The organism is Syntrophorhabdales bacterium (assembly GCA_035541455.1).
Classification (GTDB): domain Bacteria; phylum Desulfobacterota; class Syntrophorhabdia; order Syntrophorhabdales; family WCHB1-27; genus JADGQN01.
On sequence record DATKNH010000095.1, the window covers coordinates 9787 to 26831 of the forward strand.

At 52.1% G+C, this 17045-nt stretch carries 24 protein-coding genes, 3 tRNA genes and 1 pseudogene; 26 read left to right on the forward strand and 2 right to left on the reverse strand.

Going from position 1 to position 17045, the window contains the following annotated elements; genetic code table 11:
* Positions 1–26 precede the first annotated feature (26 nt).
* The 11 genes and pseudogenes from map (at position 27) to VMT71_10075 (ending at position 5420) form a co-directional block, all read left to right on the forward strand.
* Entirely contained in the window at positions 27–776 is a 750-nt protein-coding gene (gene map, locus VMT71_10025; protein HVN24298.1) for a type I methionyl aminopeptidase, read from the forward strand.
* Positions 777–812: 36 nt separating this feature from the next.
* The gene (infA, locus tag VMT71_10030; protein ID HVN24299.1) at positions 813–1031 is read left to right on the forward strand and encodes a translation initiation factor IF-1; all 219 of its coding nucleotides are present in this window, start codon (positions 813–815) and stop codon (positions 1029–1031) included.
* Between the two features lie 11 nt (positions 1032–1042).
* Complete coding sequence (gene rpmJ, locus VMT71_10035; GenBank protein HVN24300.1) at positions 1043–1156, forward strand: 50S ribosomal protein L36; 114 nt, start codon at positions 1043–1045, stop codon at positions 1154–1156.
* 11 nt (positions 1157–1167) lie between these two features.
* On the forward strand, positions 1168–1536 hold the full coding sequence (gene rpsM, locus VMT71_10040) for a 30S ribosomal protein S13 (GenBank protein HVN24301.1): 369 nt from the start codon (positions 1168–1170) through the stop codon (positions 1534–1536).
* A gap of 51 nt (positions 1537–1587) precedes the next feature.
* Positions 1588–1977 (forward strand): 30S ribosomal protein S11, encoded by a 390-nt coding sequence (rpsK, locus tag VMT71_10045; protein HVN24302.1) that lies wholly within the window; start codon positions 1588–1590, stop codon positions 1975–1977.
* A 10-nt stretch (positions 1978–1987) separates the two neighbouring features.
* On the forward strand, positions 1988–2608 hold the full coding sequence (gene rpsD, locus VMT71_10050) for a 30S ribosomal protein S4 (GenBank protein HVN24303.1): 621 nt from the start codon (positions 1988–1990) through the stop codon (positions 2606–2608).
* Between the two features lie 28 nt (positions 2609–2636).
* On the forward strand, positions 2637–3662 hold the full coding sequence (locus tag VMT71_10055; GenBank protein HVN24304.1) for a DNA-directed RNA polymerase subunit alpha: 1026 nt from the start codon (positions 2637–2639) through the stop codon (positions 3660–3662).
* A gap of 14 nt (positions 3663–3676) precedes the next feature.
* Positions 3677–4021 (forward strand): annotated as a pseudogene (rplQ, locus tag VMT71_10060) (50S ribosomal protein L17).
* Between the two features lie 255 nt (positions 4022–4276).
* Positions 4277–4347 (forward strand) — tRNA-Gln (locus tag VMT71_10065).
* 11 nt (positions 4348–4358) lie between these two features.
* Positions 4359–5057: a glycosyltransferase family 2 protein gene (locus tag VMT71_10070; GenBank protein HVN24305.1), complete on the forward strand. Its 699-nt coding sequence runs from the start codon at positions 4359–4361 to the stop codon at positions 5055–5057.
* 9 nt (positions 5058–5066) lie between these two features.
* Positions 5067–5420, forward strand: coding sequence for a DUF2304 domain-containing protein (locus tag VMT71_10075; protein HVN24306.1), 354 nt, complete (start codon positions 5067–5069; stop codon positions 5418–5420).
* A gap of 69 nt (positions 5421–5489) precedes the next feature.
* Here the strand turns inward: VMT71_10075 and VMT71_10080 are convergent.
* Positions 5490–5565 (reverse strand) — tRNA-Gly (locus VMT71_10080).
* Positions 5566–5871: 306 nt separating this feature from the next.
* Between VMT71_10080 and queA the strand changes: the two genes are divergently transcribed.
* From queA to VMT71_10150, 14 genes are all read left to right on the forward strand, one after another.
* Positions 5872–6969, forward strand: coding sequence for a tRNA preQ1(34) S-adenosylmethionine ribosyltransferase-isomerase QueA (gene queA, locus VMT71_10085; protein HVN24307.1), 1098 nt, complete (start codon positions 5872–5874; stop codon positions 6967–6969).
* A gap of 11 nt (positions 6970–6980) precedes the next feature.
* Positions 6981–8069 carry a tRNA guanosine(34) transglycosylase Tgt gene (gene tgt / locus VMT71_10090; protein HVN24308.1) on the forward strand — a complete coding sequence of 363 codons (1089 nt, stop codon included), beginning with the start codon at positions 6981–6983 and terminating at the stop codon, positions 8067–8069.
* Between the two features lie 3 nt (positions 8070–8072).
* Complete coding sequence (yajC, locus tag VMT71_10095; protein ID HVN24309.1) at positions 8073–8381, forward strand: preprotein translocase subunit YajC; 309 nt, start codon at positions 8073–8075, stop codon at positions 8379–8381.
* A 2-nt stretch (positions 8382–8383) separates the two neighbouring features.
* Complete coding sequence (gene rpsF / locus VMT71_10100; GenBank protein ID HVN24310.1) at positions 8384–8734, forward strand: 30S ribosomal protein S6; 351 nt, start codon at positions 8384–8386, stop codon at positions 8732–8734.
* Positions 8734–9003 carry a single-stranded DNA-binding protein gene (locus VMT71_10105; GenBank protein HVN24311.1) on the forward strand — a complete coding sequence of 90 codons (270 nt, stop codon included), beginning with the start codon at positions 8734–8736 and terminating at the stop codon, positions 9001–9003. Before rpsF ends, VMT71_10105 begins: the two co-directional genes overlap by 1 nt.
* On the forward strand, positions 9004–9252 hold the full coding sequence (gene rpsR, locus VMT71_10110; protein ID HVN24312.1) for a 30S ribosomal protein S18: 249 nt from the start codon (positions 9004–9006) through the stop codon (positions 9250–9252). It begins immediately after the preceding gene.
* Positions 9253–9268: 16 nt separating this feature from the next.
* Positions 9269–9715 (forward strand): 50S ribosomal protein L9, encoded by a 447-nt coding sequence (gene rplI / locus VMT71_10115; protein ID HVN24313.1) that lies wholly within the window; start codon positions 9269–9271, stop codon positions 9713–9715.
* A gap of 224 nt (positions 9716–9939) precedes the next feature.
* Positions 9940–11307, forward strand: a complete 1368-nt coding sequence (dnaB, locus tag VMT71_10120) for a replicative DNA helicase (GenBank protein ID HVN24314.1) — start codon at positions 9940–9942, stop codon at positions 11305–11307.
* Complete coding sequence (gene pgsA / locus VMT71_10125; GenBank protein HVN24315.1) at positions 11304–11831, forward strand: CDP-diacylglycerol--glycerol-3-phosphate 3-phosphatidyltransferase; 528 nt, start codon at positions 11304–11306, stop codon at positions 11829–11831. Before dnaB ends, pgsA begins: the two co-directional genes overlap by 4 nt.
* A gap of 88 nt (positions 11832–11919) precedes the next feature.
* Positions 11920–12918, forward strand: a complete 999-nt coding sequence (gap, locus tag VMT71_10130; protein ID HVN24316.1) for a type I glyceraldehyde-3-phosphate dehydrogenase — start codon at positions 11920–11922, stop codon at positions 12916–12918.
* Between the two features lie 3 nt (positions 12919–12921).
* Complete coding sequence (locus VMT71_10135) at positions 12922–14115, forward strand: phosphoglycerate kinase (protein ID HVN24317.1); 1194 nt, start codon at positions 12922–12924, stop codon at positions 14113–14115.
* Entirely contained in the window at positions 14112–14870 is a 759-nt protein-coding gene (gene tpiA, locus VMT71_10140) for a triose-phosphate isomerase (GenBank protein HVN24318.1), read from the forward strand. The genes VMT71_10135 and tpiA overlap by 4 nt, the downstream gene beginning before the upstream one ends.
* 6 nt (positions 14871–14876) lie before the next feature.
* A complete protein-coding gene (gene secG / locus VMT71_10145) occupies positions 14877–15206 on the forward strand; it encodes a preprotein translocase subunit SecG (GenBank protein ID HVN24319.1) in 330 nt (109 codons plus the stop codon).
* A 76-nt stretch (positions 15207–15282) separates the two neighbouring features.
* Positions 15283–15364: transfer RNA gene (locus VMT71_10150), tRNA-Leu, on the forward strand.
* Between the two features lie 137 nt (positions 15365–15501).
* Here the strand turns inward: VMT71_10150 and VMT71_10155 are convergent.
* Entirely contained in the window at positions 15502–15945 is a 444-nt protein-coding gene (locus VMT71_10155; protein ID HVN24320.1) for a MarR family transcriptional regulator, read from the reverse strand.
* 180 nt (positions 15946–16125) lie between these two features.
* Between VMT71_10155 and VMT71_10160 the strand changes: the two genes are divergently transcribed.
* Positions 16126–17045, forward strand: a 920-nt coding sequence (locus VMT71_10160; protein ID HVN24321.1) for a hydantoinase/oxoprolinase family protein, incomplete at its 3' end; no start/stop codon positions are given.

Below are 17045 nucleotides of genomic sequence, written 5' to 3' on the forward strand. Positions count from 1 at the left end.
TCAGTGGGAGAAGATAGTCAGAGTGCATGATAATCCTGAAGACTTCGGAGGAGATCGAGAAAATACGGACCGCGAGCAGGCATGCTCTGGAGATTCTCTTTGAGCTCAAGGAACATGTTAGAGACGGTGTTACTACGGCCGAGCTTGAAGCCATTTCCGAGGATAAGGTCGGAAGAATAGATGGCATAGAGGCGGCCTTCAAAGGGTACAACGGATACCCGTATTGCCTGTGCGTGTCGGTCAACGACGAAGTGGTACATGGCATGCCGTCAGAGAGGGTGCTCAGGACGGGCGACATAGTCAGCCTTGATATGGGTGTGAAATACGAGGGGTTTTACGGCGACGTCGCCATCACCTACCCGGTGGGCGAGATTCAGGAGAATGCACGCCGCCTGTTGGAGGTCACGAGAAAGGCCCTCTATAAAGCGATTGATCAGGCGCACGTCGGCAAGCGGCTGCATGACATTTCGTACGCCGTGCAGTCCTTTGTTGAGGCAAACGGCTTTTCCGTGGTGCGGGAATTTGTGGGTCACGGCATTGGGAGAAGCCTTCATGAAGAGCCGCAGGTGCCCAATTTTGGTTCGCAGGGTACCGGCGTGCGGTTGAAAGAAGGCATGGTGCTGGCCATAGAACCGATGATCAATGAAGGCGGAAGCGACATAATGATACGCGAGAATGGCTGGACTGCTGCAACGCGGGATGGAAAGCTTTCGGCGCATTTCGAACACACGGTTGCGATTACTGGTAAGGGTGCAGAGATTCTGAGCGCTTTGTGAAGCAGCTATAGGGTTTCGCGCGCCCTGTGAGGATATATGCCCAAAGGAGAAGGGATAGAGGTTGAGGGGACGGTCGTAGAGCCGCTGCCTAACGCTATGTTTCGGGTGGAGCTGCCAAACGGACACAAAGTCCTCGCCCACGTGTCTGGCAAAATGAGACTTCATTACATCAAAATCCTGCCGGGGGACAAGGTAGTAGTGGAGCTTTCACCGTATGACCTGACAAGAGGCAGGATCATATACAGGTCAAAGTAGGAGGCTTACTGATGAAGGTCAAACCTTCTGTGCAGAAAAGATGTGAAAAATGCAAGATCGTCAAGAGAAAAGGGGTAGTCAGGGTGATTTGTGAGAACCCCAAGCATAAGCAGAGACAGGGCTAAGGAGGGACACGTTGGCGCGTATTGCTGGTGTTGATATTCCAAGGGACAAGAGGATTGAGGTGGCACTGACTTATGTCTATGGTATAGGTCGGCCGCTCTCGAAAAAGATACTCGCTGAGGCGGGCATAGATGTCAACAAGCGGACAAATGCCCTTAGCGATGAGGAAGTAGCAAAGATAAGGGAGATCATCGAGCGGAACCTTAAGGTTGAAGGCGACCTCCGAAAAGAAATGACCATGAACATAAAGCGGCTCATGGACATTGGGTGTTACAGGGGCCTGAGACATAGAAGGAGTCTGCCGGTGCGCGGCCAGAGAACACGCACAAACTCCAGGACGAGGAAGGGTCCTAGAAAGACCTCCATGAAACGCAAAAAATGAGTGCGAGTAATCGAAGCTAGGAACATGAAGAGGAAGAATTAAGGGGGCAGAATGGCAAAGGTCAAACGGAGCGGTAAGAAGAAGATCAAGAAGAACATTCCCATAGGTGCGGTCCACATCCAATCAAGTTTCAACAACACGATTATCAGTATCTCCGATCCGCAGGGCAACGTGGTTGCCTGGTCCAGCGGAGGTGTGGCCGGTTTCAAGGGATCTCGTAAGAGTACGCCTTTTGCTGCTCAGCTTGCCGCAGAGAACGCTGCAAAGAAGGCTATCGAAAACGGCATGAGAACGGTTGACGTGTATATAAAAGGCCCTGGTGCAGGACGTGAGGCGGCGCTTCGGGCTATCCAGAGCGCTGGTCTTAAAATTCACCTGATCAGGGATGTGACGCCGATACCCCACAACGGGTGCAGGCCCCCGAAGAGAAGAAGAGTTTAGGGAGGAAATCTTGGCACGATATACTGGACCATCATGTAAGCTGTGTAGAAGGGAAGGCATGAAGCTATTCCTGAAGTCAGAGCGTTGCTACACGGAAAAATGTGAGATTGAAAAAAGGAACTACCCGCCGGGTGTGCACGTAGAAACAAGAACGAAGGTGACGGAGTACGGCGTCCGGCTTCGGGAGAAACAGCGTGTGAGAAAGATGTATGGCCTTACGGAAACCCAGTTCAAGAGGTTTTTCGAGATGGCAGAGCGGATGGGCGGGATCACAGGTACGAACCTCTTGGTGCTTCTGGAGCGACGCCTTGACAACATGGTCTATCGCTTTGGTTTTGCCGGTTCAAGGGCGGAAGGCCGTCAGCTTGTCTCGCACCGACACATCAAAGTGAATGGCAAGAAAGTCAATGTCCCTTCGTTTCTGGTGAAAGAGGGTGACGAAATAGAAGTGGCCGACAAGGATCTCCCGCCAGTAAAAAACGCGCTTGAATCAGTTGTTCGAAGAGGAATTCCCTCCTGGCTGGAGCTGGACAAGGAGGGCGCGAAGGGTAAGGTGAAACTGCTCCCGAACCGCGAAGACATTACGTTGCCGATAAAGGAGCAGCTCATAGTCGAGTACTACTCGCGATAGTTCCTTTCCCCGTTAAGGAGGAGATTATATGTTCGAACAGAATTGGCAGGAACTGATCAAACCAACAAAACTCGATATAGAAAGAGAAAGCTGTACTACGGACCATGTGAGTTTTTCCGCTGAACCTTTTGAGCGCGGATACGGAATCACTATCGGCAACTCGCTGCGGCGGGTCCTTTTATCCTCTATCATGGGAGCGGCTATTACAACGGTAAAGATTGAAGGCGTTGACCACGAATTCTCGACGATCAGAGGCGTCAAAGAGGATGTGACAGAGATCATTCTCAACCTGAAGAAAGTAGTCCTGCGCATGAACGATGACAAACCCAGGATGCTGAGGATCGAAAAGAAGGGTGAGGGGGTAGTGACGGCGGGCGATATTATCCATGAGGCTGGTGTCGAGATCGTCAACCCTGACCTTCCTATAGCGACGCTGGGCGAAGAGGCCAAGCTCTATATGGAAATGAAGGCAAAGGTCGGACGGGGATATGTGCCCTCAGAGAGAAATCTTGAAGAGGACGATCCCATCGGCACAATACCCATCGACGCGATCTATTCACCTATCAAAAAGGTGAGCTACAACGTAACCCCGGCGCGAGTAGGTCACAGGACCGACTACGACAAGCTGACCATGGAAATTGCAACGAATGGTAGCGTCCCCGCACTCGACGCGCTTGCGTTCGCTGCAAAAATTGTCCGGGATCAGATGCGCATTTTCATAAACTTCGAGGAAGATGAAGATTTCGAAGAACGGGGTGGCAGGGTTGCTGATCAACAGGAATTCAGCGACAACCTCTATAAGAGCGTCGATGAGCTGGAACTGTCAGTTCGGTCTGCCAACTGTCTCAAGAACGCCGATATAAAATACATTGGGGAACTCGTGCAGAAGACTGAGCAGGAGATCCTCATGACTAAGAATTTCGGGCGCAAGTCATTGAACGAGATCAAGGAGATACTCTCCTGTATGGGCTTACGACTGGGGACGAAGGTTGAGAGTTTTCCCTCTCGGGAAACACTCGATAAAATGGTTGTGAAGAGGAAAGATCAGGTTTAGAGGGTGGTGTATCCATGAGGCATCTGAAATCAGGAACGAAATTGAACATGACAGCGAGCCACCGGAGGGCGCTGTTCATGAACCTTGCTAACGCGCTGTTCCAACACGAACGTATCAGGACAACCCAGCCGAAGGCCATGGAGTTGCGACGAGTGGCGGAACGACTCATTACGCTCGCTAAGAAGAACAACAATCACGCGATGCGGCTTGCCTTCGCATTCCTCCGCAACAAGGAGATGGTCAAGAAGCTCTTTGTGGAGATTGGTCAGCGCTACACGGACATTAACGGCGGATACACCAGAGTCGTCAAGATAGGCAGAAGAAAAGGCGATGCCGCTCCAATGGCGATTATAGAGCTGACGCTGAGGAAAGAAGAAGAGAAAGAGAAGAAGGACGAGGGAAAAAAGGCGAAGGGGAAAGGGCCCAAGGCCGAAAGAAAGACGAAAGAAGCAAAGCAGAAAGAGACAAAAGCCAAAGAGGAAAAGCCGAAGAAGGAAAAGAAGGCGAAGAAGACTAAAGACAAAGAAGCAGGAACAGAGGCGGGCGACAAAAAACCACGAGGTAGAAAGGTCAAGCAAGCAGAGCCTGAGGGAACAGAGGCGTAGATCCATTTTTGGGGGATCGTCTAACGGCAGGACCCAAGACTCTGGATCTTGATATCTAGGTTCGAATCCTAGTCCCCCAGCATTCCTCACAATGAACAAACGTATTGCCGTTATTATCCCCGCGTACAATGAAGAACAAACGGTCGGTGAGGTAGTCAGGGGTGTTAAAGCCCTGGGTCAGGATTTTGACGCCGTGGTTATCAACGACAGTTCCATGGACCGCACAGCGCAGAGCGCTGAGGCGGCTGGTGCTACAGTTATAGAACTGCCTTACAATCTGGGCATCGGGGGTGCAGTGCAGACAGGTTTCAAGTACGCCCTGATGCACGGCTATGATGCCTGCATCCAGGTGGACGGAGACGGCCAGCATCCGCCGGCAGAAATTGTGAAGGTAGTGGAGCCGCTTTTTGTGAATGACTGCGACATGGTAATCGGTTCTCGCTTTGTCGGGCGAACAGAGTACCGGGTGGCGTTCATGAGAGCGCTCGGCATCAAGATCATCTCAATCTTTCTGAGAATCACCTGCGGCATGCGGGTGAAAGACACGACGAGCGGGTTCAGGGCAATCAACAGGCGCGCAATGAGCTTCTTCGCGAAAGAGTATCCTCAGGACTACCCTGAGCCTGAGTCACTGCTCTTTGCTCACAAAAAGAAATTCAGAGTGGTGGAAGTGCCGATCACGATGAAAGACCGGCAGCACGGCATCTCATCGATCACTCCTTTCCGCGCCGCCTATTACATGGTAAAAGTGCTGCTTGCCATGACGATTGATTTATTCAGGGTCTTCTAGGGGCATCCTATGGCGCAAAACCAGTTGCTGATCGGAATTCTTGCCATCATTTTTTTTCTTTTCACTATCGAGTTCATCCGGAAACGCCACCTGCGGGAGGAGTATGCTATTCTGTGGCTTTCCATGTCGCTCGCCATAGCGCTGCTTTCTCTGTGGCCCGGGCTTGTCGGTTTACTAAGTACCCTTACAGGTCTCTTTTATGTCTCCGCCGTCGTTGTCATCATTTTTATTTTTTTGATTTCAGTGCTTATGCACTACTCCATTGTTATCTCAAGAATAAAAGAGACGAACAAGGAGCTTGTCCAGAGGTACGCCCTACTTGAATTAAGATTGAAGGAACTGGAACGCGGCCGGAAGAGCTAGTCTGCGATTGCGTTATTCCGGTTTGTTCGGTCGTCAAAGGTAGTCAGTTGTTTGCGGTTTGCGCTGTTCTGGAGCGGGCAACGGGGATCGAACCCGCGGCACCAAGCTTGGGAAGCTTGTACTCTACCAGCTGAGCTATGCCCGCCTCAACGTAATAATAAAAGAATCGGCGAGGTAAGTCAATAGTGGTACAATCCTCTGGTTTGTTCAGCGCGAAGAAGAGACAAGCCGGGGAAGCAAATAAACAGACAGGGAAACACCCGCTGTGGATCGCCTGATGTAGGAGAAGCGACGTGCTGGCCCATGTAAATGTCCAAAATGATTGCTTATCTGGTCGCAATCTGCTATAAAATTAGCTTCGCCTTCGGGACCGTACAACCGGCACATTTAGAAATAATCAGTTTGCAGGCACGCGGACCAGCCCCAAGAGCACACGTTGAGGCATATCGGAATGAGGACCGACGAGTTTGACTACGAGTTACCCAAGCAACTGATCGCGCAGGTGCCCAAGAAGGAGCGCTCCGGATCTCGTCTGCTCGTGCTCAATAGGTGCGATGGTACGATTGAACACTCCTTTTTCAGGGACATACACCGCTATCTGCGGCAGGGCGATGTACTCGTACTGAATGACACCAGAGTGATTCCTGCCCGTCTTAAGGCCCGAAAGCAGACCGGTGGATTGGTACACATACTGCTGGTCGAGAGAATTGACGCATGCACGTGGTCCTGTCTCGTTGAAGGGATTAAGAAAACAGCGGACAAGGTTGACGTGCAGATAGGCAGCGCTCTGGCACAGGTTTCGTGTCGGGATGATTTCTGGCAGATTCATTTTGTTGGCGTGACGGCTGATGAAGTCATAGGGAGATATGGAACTGCACCGCTTCCCCACTACATCAAGCGAGGCGAGGAAGGTGCAGAGGCGCTCGATGCCGAGCGATACCAGACAGTGTACGCCGAGAGTCTGGGTTCGATCGCCGCTCCCACTGCAGGTCTTCATTTTACGCCGGAACTTCTTAACGTCATCAGTGCCATGGGCGTGACCATCGCGAAGGTTACTCTCCACATAGGCGTGGGCACCTTTTTCCTTGTAAAGAAAGAGCATATTGAAGAGCATAGCATGCACCGTGAATACTTCTCTGTAAAGAGAGAAATAGCTGAGCTTATACGTGACGGCAGGAGGAGAGGCGGGAGGGTGTTTGCGGTTGGCACGAGTGCGGTGAGGACGCTTGAAACGCTGGAACAGAATTGCAATGGTACGGCTGGGATGCATGATGTTGCGGGCAATGGTGACTGCAACAGATCGAACAACGGCCACGAAAGTGGCTCTGACAACGGCAAGCTCCAGGGCTATACGGACCTCTTCATCTATCCAGACTATTGCTTTGCTGCGGTCGACGCTCTTATTACCAACTTCCATGTGCCCAGATCGACACCACTCTTGCTCGTTTCCGCATTTGCGGGCAAAGAAAATATTCTTAAAGCTTATAGGGAGGCACTGGCGCTCTCGTACCGGTTTTACAGCTACGGCGATGCCATGCTTATCCTATGAGCATGCAGGTATTGAAAGAAGATGGGAGCGCCCGCCTTGGGGCGCTTGCGACAGCTCACGGTGTAATCGATACCCCCGTGTTCATGCCGGTCGGTACCCAGGGGACGGTTAAAGCCTCTATTCACAGGGATCTGCGGGAGATGGGCGCGCAGATGATTCTGGCGAATGCCTACCACTTGTATCTCAGGCCGGGCGACCTGCTGATAAAGGAGATGGGGGGTATTCATAAGTTTGCCGGCTGGAACCGCGGAGTGCTTACCGACAGTGGAGGGTATCAGATTTTCAGCCTTGGAGTGTTGAGGGAGATAAAGCAGGACGGAGTGACGTTTCAATCGCACGTGGACGGGTCGAAACATTTTCTGACTCCGGAAAGAGTAATCGAGGTGCAGGAGAACATAGGTGCTGACATCTGTATGAGCTTCGATGAGTGCGTACCCTATCCATCGTCGTACGAATACACGGAGGCTTCGGTCGATCTCACCACAAAGTGGGCTGAACGCGGCAAAGATGCAAAGAAAAAGAGCGACTCTCTTCTTTTCGGGATTGTCCAGGGAGGCAGTTACGAGGCGCTGAGGAGGCGTTCAGCAACTGATCTTATGGCGATCGGGTTTGATGGCTATGCTATGGGCGGCTTCAGCGTTGGTGAGCCAAAGAGTCTCATGTGGCAGATGGCGGATGTCGTTCTCGAGTACCTGCCCAAAGAAAAGCCGCGGTACCTCATGGGAGTTGGCTTTCCGGAGGACATTCTTGAGGGCGTGAAACGCGGCATTGATATGTTTGACTGTGTCATCCCTACACGTCACGCGCGAAACGGCAGTCTCTTTACGGCAACGGGAAGGATTAACATCAAACACGCCCGGTACGCGCATGATGAACAGCCGATCGATGCCGGATGTGCCTGCTATACCTGTCGAACTTACTCGAAGGCCTATTTGCGCCATTTATTTGTGTCGCATGAGCTGACAAGTTATTATCTCAATACGCTCCATAATCTGTTTTTTTACATGACGTTTCTTCAGAATATAAGGCGGTCGATAGCGGACGGAACGTTCCAGCAGTTCTATGAAGATTTCATGTCGCGATGGAAAGGAGGTGATTAAACAATGAACATGGCGTATGCGATGGGTATGCAACCGGGCGGCGGACAGAGCAGCCAGATCATGGCATTTCTGCCCCTGATCCTGCTCTTTGCCGTGTTTTACTTTTTGCTGATACGGCCTCAGCAGAAGAGGGCGAGGACACACAAGCAGTTTATCGAGAACCTGAAAAAGGGCGATAAGGTTGTCACTTCGGGTGGCATGTATGGTACAATAACAGGCGTCACGGACGACGCAGTGACGATCGAAGTGGCGGAAAAAGTCAGAATTAAAGTACTCAAAAGTGCTATAGCAGATTACGCGAAAGGAGATTGAGCGTGAGATTGTATGAGAATATCGTAATCGTGGCCCCTGACTGTTCCCCTGAGGAGCAGGAAGAGGTCCTGAAGAGGGTACAGGGCTCTCTAGAGCGATTCGGCGCTGAGATTGTGAAGGTCGATGATTGGGGTGTGAGGAAACTCGCCTACCCTATAAAAGGCAAAGACAAAGGACATTACTTTTTCTACCTTGTTAATATGGAACAGGGTGCGGTTGTCGGCCTAGAGAAATTCTACCGGACCATGGACCTCATTCTGAGACACATGTTCGTTGTTGCCGATGAAAAATCGCAGGGGCTTGAGAAGCCGCCGGATCAAGTGCTCTTTAGCGACACCGAAGGTGAGAGTTAGTGAACAAGATTTTTGTCTCCGGGAGCGTGGGCGCAAGCCCGCAGGTATCGTACACGCCAAAAGGGCAAAAGATTGTCACCTTTCCTATATGGGTGGAGGAAGGGGGCTTCAGCATTGATGTGGTCTTTGCAGGAGAGCCAACATTTTCTGAAGCCACAACCAGGACCGGAAAACGAGTTCTTGTGGCTGGCGCTCTTGCAGCGATAAAGAGTCAATCCAGGAATCTCCTAAAGGTGAGAGCAAGTAAAATATTAGCGATGGAGGAGTAGATGCCAAGGCCGGAAGGTGGAAAAAAAAGAATTTACGTCAGAAGAAGAGTTTGCCGGTTCTGTCAGGACGAAAATATACGTATTGATTATAAGGATCCGAAGCTTCTTAAGCATTTCATTACCGAGCGCGGAAAGATCATGCCCCGCCGGATGACGGGAACGTGTGCGAATCATCAGAGAAAGCTAAGGGAAGAGATAAAGAAGGCGCGTCAGGCGGCTCTCTTGCCCTACACCACTGTGTTTCACTAGGGAAGGAGTGTAAGTGATGAAGGTCATACTGCTCGAAAATATCGATAATGTGGGGAAGAAAGGTGAAACACACGAAGTGAAGGAAGGGTTCGGGAGGAATTTCCTCATTCCTCGGCACCTCGCGATACCTGCGACGAAAGGTAATCTCAAGAATCTGCAGGAACATGCGAAGAAACTGATAGATCGCAAGGACCGGGAGTTGAAGACAGCTGAGGCGACCAAGCAGAGGCTGGACGAAGCTTCGATCACCATCAAGCACAAAGCGGGTCACGATGGTAAGCTCTTTGGATCTGTTACCGTCAAAGAGTTAGCCGAAGCGATAAAGCAGGCACTGGGGATCGAGATCGACAGGAAGAGTGTCAGGCTGGATGAACCCATCAAGATGACGGGCGCGTATACGATTGACGTCCATCTCGACAAAGGCATAAGCGCGCAAGTTAAGGTTGAAGTGGAACAGGAATAGATTCCCACGTGCAAGTCTACGAGGCTAACAATACACGTTCGCGCAAACAATGCATTCATTCATCTGCGCTTCAAAGTGTGCCCCTCTGCGGGGTCGGATTGCCCGCGAGAATCTATTCAGCGAGCACGGCGACCGGGTACCCGCAGGCACGAGGCGACTGGAGGGTGGAGGGGAGGCTCCGGCGGCTTTGCCGCGGGAGGGGGCGACGCGAGCCCCAGGAATAGATGGCAAGAGTTTCGAGAAACAGTGGGGAAAAGAGGGGGCGAGTGCCTCCTCAAAACCTCGAAGCCGAGCAGTCGCTCCTTGCCGGAGTCCTCGTCGATCCGGAATCCATGAACAAAGTCGTTGATGTTGTAGCATCTGATGACTTCTACAGAGATGATCACGCGAAGATTTTTGAATTGATGCTTGATCTTTACGAGAGAAGCGAGCCTATAGATATTGTAACCATGAGTAGTGCTGCAAAAGACAAGGGTATTCTCGAGAAAATCGGCGGCGTCACCTATCTCAACACCCTCGTCGACCTGATGCCGACATCAGCCAATATAACCCAGTATGCCAAGATGGTCCGGGAAAAGGCCCTGCTCAGAAGCCTCATGAAGGTCTCCACGGAGATCATTGAGAGAGGCTATGAGGTAGAGACCAATATTGACGGGTATGTTGACGATGCCGAAAAAATGATTTTTCAGATTTCAGAAAAGAAATTCAAGCCTTCTTTCTATCCTGTCAAAGACCTTGTGATGGAGAACGTCAAGACCATCGAAAGGCTCTTTCAGAAGAAGCAGACGGTCACCGGGTTGGCTACCGGTTTTGTTGAACTTGATAAGATGACCAGTGGACTTCAGCCGTCAGACCTGATCATTGTTGCGGGAAGGCCCAGTATGGGCAAGACAGCCTTCTGTCTCAACATTGCGCAGAACGTTGCACTCGCTGACGGCGGTGCCGCTCCAGTGGGTGTATTTTCAATGGAGATGTCAAAAGAGCAGCTCGTAATGAGACTCCTGAGCTCTGAGTCAGAAGTAGAGTTTTCGAAGCTCCGGACCGGGGCCCTTTCCGGCGGCGAGTGGCCCAAGCTCGCGCAGGCCGCGGATACGCTCTATAAGGCTCCCATATTTATCGATGATTCGCCAGGCCTCAGCATCCTGGAGTTACGCGCGCGGGCAAGACGGTTAAAAAAGGAACACGATCTGAGCCTTCTCGTCATAGACTATCTGCAACTGATGCGGGGCAGGAGCAATACCGGCGGCGATCGGCGCGAGCAGGAAATATCGGAAATTTCGAGATTCCTGAAAGCGCTGGCAAAGGAGCTGAATATACCCGTCATTGCCATTTCGCAGCTCAACCGTATGGTCGAACAGAGAGAAGACAAGAAGCCGAGGCTTGCAGATCTGCGGGAATCGGGCGCCATCGAGCAGGACGCAGATCTCATAATTTTTATATACAGGGACGAAGTATACAACAAGAGCCCTGACAACCCGCTGAAAGGTGTGGCGGAGATTATCATCGGCAAGCAAAGAAACGGGCCTACCGGAGATATCGAGGTGGCTTTTCTGGACAAGTACACCACATTCAGGAACCTGTACAGAGAATGAATCTTCCGAATGTACTCTCCATCCTGCGTCTCTGCCTGACGGCCTTCTTTATTGTTTCCGTAACCTACCAGCGCTATACGGAAGCGCTCGTACTCTTTGTTGCCCAGGCGGTGAGCGATCTCCTCGACGGGTTTCTTGCGAGGATACTCCACAAGAAGACAGACCTGGGCGCATGGCTCGATCCTATAGCGGATAAGGTGATGCTTGTCTCTTCGTACCTGGTGCTCGGGTTTCAGGAGATCGTCCCTTACTGGGTTGTTGCCATCGTGCTGTCGCGCGACCTTGTCGTTGCAGGTGGTTTTCTCTTCCTGCATCTCTTTTCCTCTCGGGTTGTACCTTCCCCCAGTTTGCTCGGCAAAGCGACAACCGTGCTTCAGATGGTCACAGTATTATATTTGCTCTGGTCGGTTACGAGAGAATTCCAGCTGTACTTTTTCTACGCAGTGGCAGGCCTGACGTTGTTGTCCGGATTTCAATACCTCTTGCTAGGTCTCACTGCCCTTTCTCGCAAAGAAATCGTTTGACAGGATGGGGTTTGAGCGTTACTTTATTAATGAACAGTCCGCTCCAGCATATAAAAGATCCTTACAAATTATATAAAAGGAGGTTCCCATGGCTATCAGAGTTGCCATAAACGGATTCGGCAGGATAGGCCGGCTTGTGTACAGGGCCGCTCAAAAGAGCAAGGACCTGGAAATCGTGGCGGTTAATGACCTGACCGACGCGAAAACTCTTGCCCACCTGCTCAAGTATGATTCAGTACACGGCACCATGGAGTCTGATGTGCGGTGGAAGGATTGTAGCCTGGTAGTCGATGGGAAGGAGGTCACAGTACTTGCCGAGCGGGACCCGGAAAAGCTTCCCTGGAAAGACCTGAAGGTTGACGTTGCGCTGGAGAGTACGGGCCATTTTACCGACCGGGTCGGGGGCGAGAAACACCTGAAAGCGGGAGCGGCCAAGGTTGTTGTTTCTGCGCCAGCCAAGAATCCCGACGTGTCATTTGTCCTCGGCGTGAATGAAGAGGTGTACGATAAGGCAAAGCACAATATCATCTCCATGGGGTCATGTACTACGAACTGCCTGGCCCCTATCGTCAAGGTGCTTCACAAAGAGTTCGGTATAGAGCACGGTCTTATGACAACCATTCACTCCTACACCAATGACCAGGTCATTCTTGATTACCCTCACCGGGATTTGCGGCGGGCGCGTGCCGCGGCCATGTCGATGATACCAACAACAACCGGGGCTGCCAGGGCTATCGGCGAGGTAATACCGGAGATGAAAGGAAAGCTTGATGGTCTGGCTATAAGAGTCCCCACGCCGAATGTCTCTGTGGTTGATCTCGTAGTAAACGTGTCCAAGGCCACGACAAAAGACGAGGTGAACAGTGCATTTAAAAGGTACGCTGAGGGACCCATGAAGGGCATCCTTTGCGCTGTCGAGGAAGAGCTGGTATCATGCGATTTCAACGGCAGCACTTTCTCTTCGCATGTCGACCTCCCTACTACCAATGTCATGGCCGGAAAGATGGTCAAAGTGCTTTCCTGGTACGATAACGAGTGGGGCTTTTCCACAAGGATGGCCGAGACCCTTGCCTACGTCGTGAGGTAAACCATGAAGACACTGGAAGAGCTTGATTTGAAGGGAAAGAGGGTGTTTGTGCGCGTTGACTTCAACGTGCCTACTGACGATCAAGGCAATATAACGGATGATACGCGGATCCGTGCTCATCTGCCGACTATCGCTTACATAACCGAGAAACGCGGGAAAGCCATCCTCGCCTCGCACCTCGGACGGCCAAAAGGAAAACGAAACGAAAAATATACACTCAGGCCTGTTGCAAAAAAATTGAGCGATCTTCTCTTCAAAGGTGTAACGTTCGTGGATGACTGCATCGGGGAAAAAGTGCAAAGTGCCGTGGCTGCTATGAAGGAAGGAGATGTGCTGCTCCTCGAGAATCTCAGGTTTTATCCGGGAGAAGAGAAAAACGACAAAGAGTTTTCCCGCGAACTCGCGAAATTGTGCGACGTCTATGTTGACGACGCCTTCGCAACGGCGCACAGGGGTCATGCATCTAACGCGGGTATTACTGAGTTTGTCAGCACGTGCGCTGTGGGAATGCTGCTCAAAAGTGAACTCGATTACCTGAAGCGCGCCACAGATAATCCGGTTAGACCGATGGTGGCCATAATCGGCGGCGCGAAGGTATCAGACAAAATCGGCGTCCTGGAGAAACTGATCGATAGGGTAGACAAATTGATTGTCGGCGGTGGTATGGCCTTCACCTTCCTGAAAGCTCTCGGCTACGAGGTAGGAAAATCCCTTTGCGAAACAGATATGCTCGACGTCGCCAAGAAGATCCTCGAAAAAGCAAGGGCCAAGAAAGTGAAATTCTACCTTCCCGTTGATTGTGTGCTGGCGGAGCAGCCGTCAGCCGATGCAGCGACCAAGCAGTTGCCTGTCGAGGAAATCCCTCCTCTGCTTGCAGGCTACGATATCGGCCCGGCGACTTCAACTCTCTTCTCGGAAGCTTTGCAAGATGCAAAAACGATAGTCTGGAACGGCCCGATGGGTATGTTTGAAGTAGCCCCCTTCCGCACGGGGACATTCGCTCTGGCGGCTTCCGTGGCGGCCACCGATGCACTTACGATCGTTGGAGGCGGTGATACGGATACCGCCGTGCACCAGGCTGGAGTGGCCAACAGAATATCGTATATATCGACAGGCGGTGGAGCATTCCTTGAATTGCTCGAAGGCAAGCCGATGCCGGCGATAGAAGCGCTTGAAAGGCGCGGAGGTGGAGCTTGAGGCCGTGGATGGTAGCGGGCAATTGGAAGATGCATAATACGGTCAAAGAAGCGGTGGCTCTCGCCTCAAGCGTCAAAGAGGGGAGCGCCGGACTTAAGGGCGGCACCGTTGTAGTTGCTCCGGTCTTCACTGCGCTTGCGGCTGTTGCCGACGTGGTCAGGGGATCCCATGTAAAACTGGCTGCTCAGAACGTCTTTTACGAAGAGAAGGGTGCGTATACCGGTGAAGTTGCTCCCGGAATGCTCCTGGACGTTGGATGCGAGTACGTGATCATCGGCCATTCGGAGCGCAGGAAGTATTTCCACGAAACTGACGAAGGGGTCAATGCCAAGGTGAGGAAGGCATTGGGCGTTGGACTCACACCGATTCTCTGTGTCGGAGAGACAGAAGAGGAGCGGGAAAAGGGCGTCACAGAATTCGTCGTGGGATCGCAAGTGCGCAAAGGTCTTTACGCTATTGAGAGCCTGAAAGGCATTGTAATCGCGTATGAACCTGTCTGGGCAATCGGGACAGGAAAGAACGCTACTCCCGGGGAAGCCGAGGAAGTGCACGCTTTTATCCGCACTCTATTAAAAAGCACATACAGGGAAGAGGCTGACGCTCTGCCGATTCTCTATGGAGGCAGCGTCACGAAGGATAACATTGGCGACCTGATCGGGATGGAAGACATAGACGGAGCGCTGGTGGGCGGCGCCTCCTTGAAGTCAGACAACTTTCTGGGTATAATAAAGGCCGCTGCTGCGACACAGGGATAAAGAAAAATGCTGACTGTCATTGCAATAATACACTTTCTCGTTTCAATAGCCTTGATTTTTGTGGTGCTCCTGCAGACCGGCAGGGGGTCGGAAATCGGGGCGGCGTTCGGTTCCGGGGCAAGCCAGACACTCTTCGGAAGCTCAGGCACGACAGGCTTTATGACCAAGATTACGACCGCCGCTGTGGTTATCTTCATGCTGACAAGCCTGCTGCTCGCCTATTTTTACAGTCACAGGGAGTACGTGGTGAGAGCCCCGGCAAGCCAGACTGAGGAGAGGCTGCCGGCCAAGGCTCCAACTGCTCCTCCTGCGCAAGCGCCCGCACCAGGGAAATAGGTTCATTCAGGAATCTATCGGGTGAGAGCACGGCGACCGAGAGGGAGGGCGACGCGAGCCCCCACTGATAGTATATGCCGAAGTGGTGGAAGTGGTAGACACACCATCTTGAGGGGGTGGCGGGGAGACCCGTGCGGGTTCAAGTCCCGCCTTCGGCATTTTAATTTCTGTTCTTCTTCAGCCTCACCGTTTCCTTCCGGCGAGCTAATCAAAGTGCGGACAAGAACTCGTGGATCTACTCCCGTCCCTGTTCTGGGATCGCCAGATCTGATTCAGAGTCAGGACCTGGACGGTATCACGGCAGGTTCTTGCGCACGTGCCTCAGGACATCCTTGCAGATTTCTATCTCCCGTCGATCTATCCCTTTTTGCACGCGCTCTAAAATATCCTGAACAAGTTGCGTTACCTCGGTCATGAGCTTCTTGCCGGAAGCGGTCAGAAACACCCGTTTCTCGCGGGCATCCTCGGTTCCAGCCCTGCGTTCAATGAGCCCCAGTGATTCAATGCCGGACACGAGACGTGCCACGGTAGTCTTATCTCTGTAAAGCTTCTCAGCAAGAGCGCGCTGCGGTTGACCATCTTCGTCCCAGATATATACGAGGGCAGCGAACTGCTCTGCCTTTATAGGATACTTCTTCCGCGCAAGCTCCCGCCCTATTTGCTTTCGTATAGCGCCCGCTGCTTCGTAGGCAAGGTACCCCAACGATTCGTGGAGCGTATATTTTGGTGGACGTGCCATTTGGTTGTAACATACAACCATATCTGCTTCGGGGAGTCAAGAGGTCGTCCTTCAGCTTCCACGCGTTTGCCTACAAAAATGCTTGACAAGCTTTAAACAACAGTTGTATAAGACAACTATATAGTTGTATGGAGCAACTGTTAAGGAGAAGGCCGCTCTGAACACGCAAAGGAGGGTACCATGTTTGAAATAATGATCGACACAGGTGGAACGTTCACGGATGGCGTTCTGATCGACGACAAGCAGAACATAAGTGTGGCCAAGGCTGAGACCCAGCCTGCGGATCCGGCAAGGAGTATACTTAACTGTATCACACGCCTTGCAGAGGAGCGCGCGATGACGCTGGAGGAGCTGCTCCGCAGCACGTCATCGGTAACAATAGGCACAACGCTTCCCACCAATTGCATCCTGGAAGGCAAAGGCGCCAAGTGCTGCCTCATCCACACCAAGGGGTTCAGAGATGTGTTCGAGCTCGGGCGCACCATACCCAAGACGGATATTTATAACTTGAAAGTGCCGATGCCGAAAGTCCTGATCCCCAGATACTTGCGCTTCGGGGTTGATGAGCGCGTTCAATATGACGGGACAGTTGTGAAACCGCTCAAGGAAAGCGACGTGCGTAAAGCAGTAAAGCAGGCAAAGGCCCAGGGTGTGGAAGTGCCAGTCGTATGCTTCCTGCACTCGTACGTAAACCCGATCCACGAGGAACAGGCAGCCGAAATCATAAAGGCAGATTACCCGAACGTAGTCGTCTCCTCGCGTATCTTAAGGCGCTGGATCGAATACGACCGCGCGAGTACGGCAACCTACGCAGCGTACGTCAAACCGCTGCTCAGCCGGTTCGTGCAGAACCTGAAAGAACAGTTGAAAGAGGCCAAGTTCAAGGGGGCCCTGCTGCTCAGCACGGGTCTTGGCGATGTGACCACAGCCGATCTGGCATTGGAGAACCCGGGAACCGTGATCGGCTCGGGGCTCGCGACCGGAGCGCTGTGTGGCCGTTTTCTTGCGGAACTTTGCGGTTTCGATAACGTTGTTACGTATGACATGGGTGGTACGAGCCTTGACATAGGCGTGTTGCAGAATCGCACGATAGCAACCAC

Bases quoted from the DNA above. Each gene is read 5' to 3' on its own strand.
- map (HVN24298.1), top strand. From the start codon at position 27: ATGATAATCCTGAAGACTTCGGAGGAGATCGAGAAAATACGGACCGCG.
- infA (HVN24299.1), top strand. From the start codon at position 813: ATGCCCAAAGGAGAAGGGATAGAGGTTGAGGGGACGGTCGTAGAGCCG.
- rpmJ (HVN24300.1), top strand. From the start codon at position 1,043: ATGAAGGTCAAACCTTCTGTGCAGAAAAGATGTGAAAAATGCAAGATC.
- rpsK (HVN24302.1), top strand. From the start codon at position 1,588: ATGGCAAAGGTCAAACGGAGCGGTAAGAAGAAGATCAAGAAGAACATT.
- VMT71_10055 (HVN24304.1), top strand. From the start codon at position 2,637: ATGTTCGAACAGAATTGGCAGGAACTGATCAAACCAACAAAACTCGAT.
- VMT71_10070 (HVN24305.1), top strand. From the start codon at position 4,359: ATGAACAAACGTATTGCCGTTATTATCCCCGCGTACAATGAAGAACAA.
- VMT71_10075 (HVN24306.1), top strand. From the start codon at position 5,067: ATGGCGCAAAACCAGTTGCTGATCGGAATTCTTGCCATCATTTTTTTT.
- queA (HVN24307.1), top strand. From the start codon at position 5,872: ATGAGGACCGACGAGTTTGACTACGAGTTACCCAAGCAACTGATCGCG.
- yajC (HVN24309.1), top strand. From the start codon at position 8,073: ATGAACATGGCGTATGCGATGGGTATGCAACCGGGCGGCGGACAGAGC.
- rpsR (HVN24312.1), top strand. From the start codon at position 9,004: ATGCCAAGGCCGGAAGGTGGAAAAAAAAGAATTTACGTCAGAAGAAGA.
- rplI (HVN24313.1), top strand. From the start codon at position 9,269: ATGAAGGTCATACTGCTCGAAAATATCGATAATGTGGGGAAGAAAGGT.
- dnaB (HVN24314.1), top strand. From the start codon at position 9,940: ATGGCAAGAGTTTCGAGAAACAGTGGGGAAAAGAGGGGGCGAGTGCCT.
- pgsA (HVN24315.1), top strand. From the start codon at position 11,304: ATGAATCTTCCGAATGTACTCTCCATCCTGCGTCTCTGCCTGACGGCC.
- gap (HVN24316.1), top strand. From the start codon at position 11,920: ATGGCTATCAGAGTTGCCATAAACGGATTCGGCAGGATAGGCCGGCTT.
- VMT71_10135 (HVN24317.1), top strand. From the start codon at position 12,922: ATGAAGACACTGGAAGAGCTTGATTTGAAGGGAAAGAGGGTGTTTGTG.
- secG (HVN24319.1), top strand. From the start codon at position 14,877: ATGCTGACTGTCATTGCAATAATACACTTTCTCGTTTCAATAGCCTTG.
- VMT71_10155 (HVN24320.1), bottom strand. From the start codon at position 15,945: ATGGCACGTCCACCAAAATATACGCTCCACGAATCGTTGGGGTACCTT.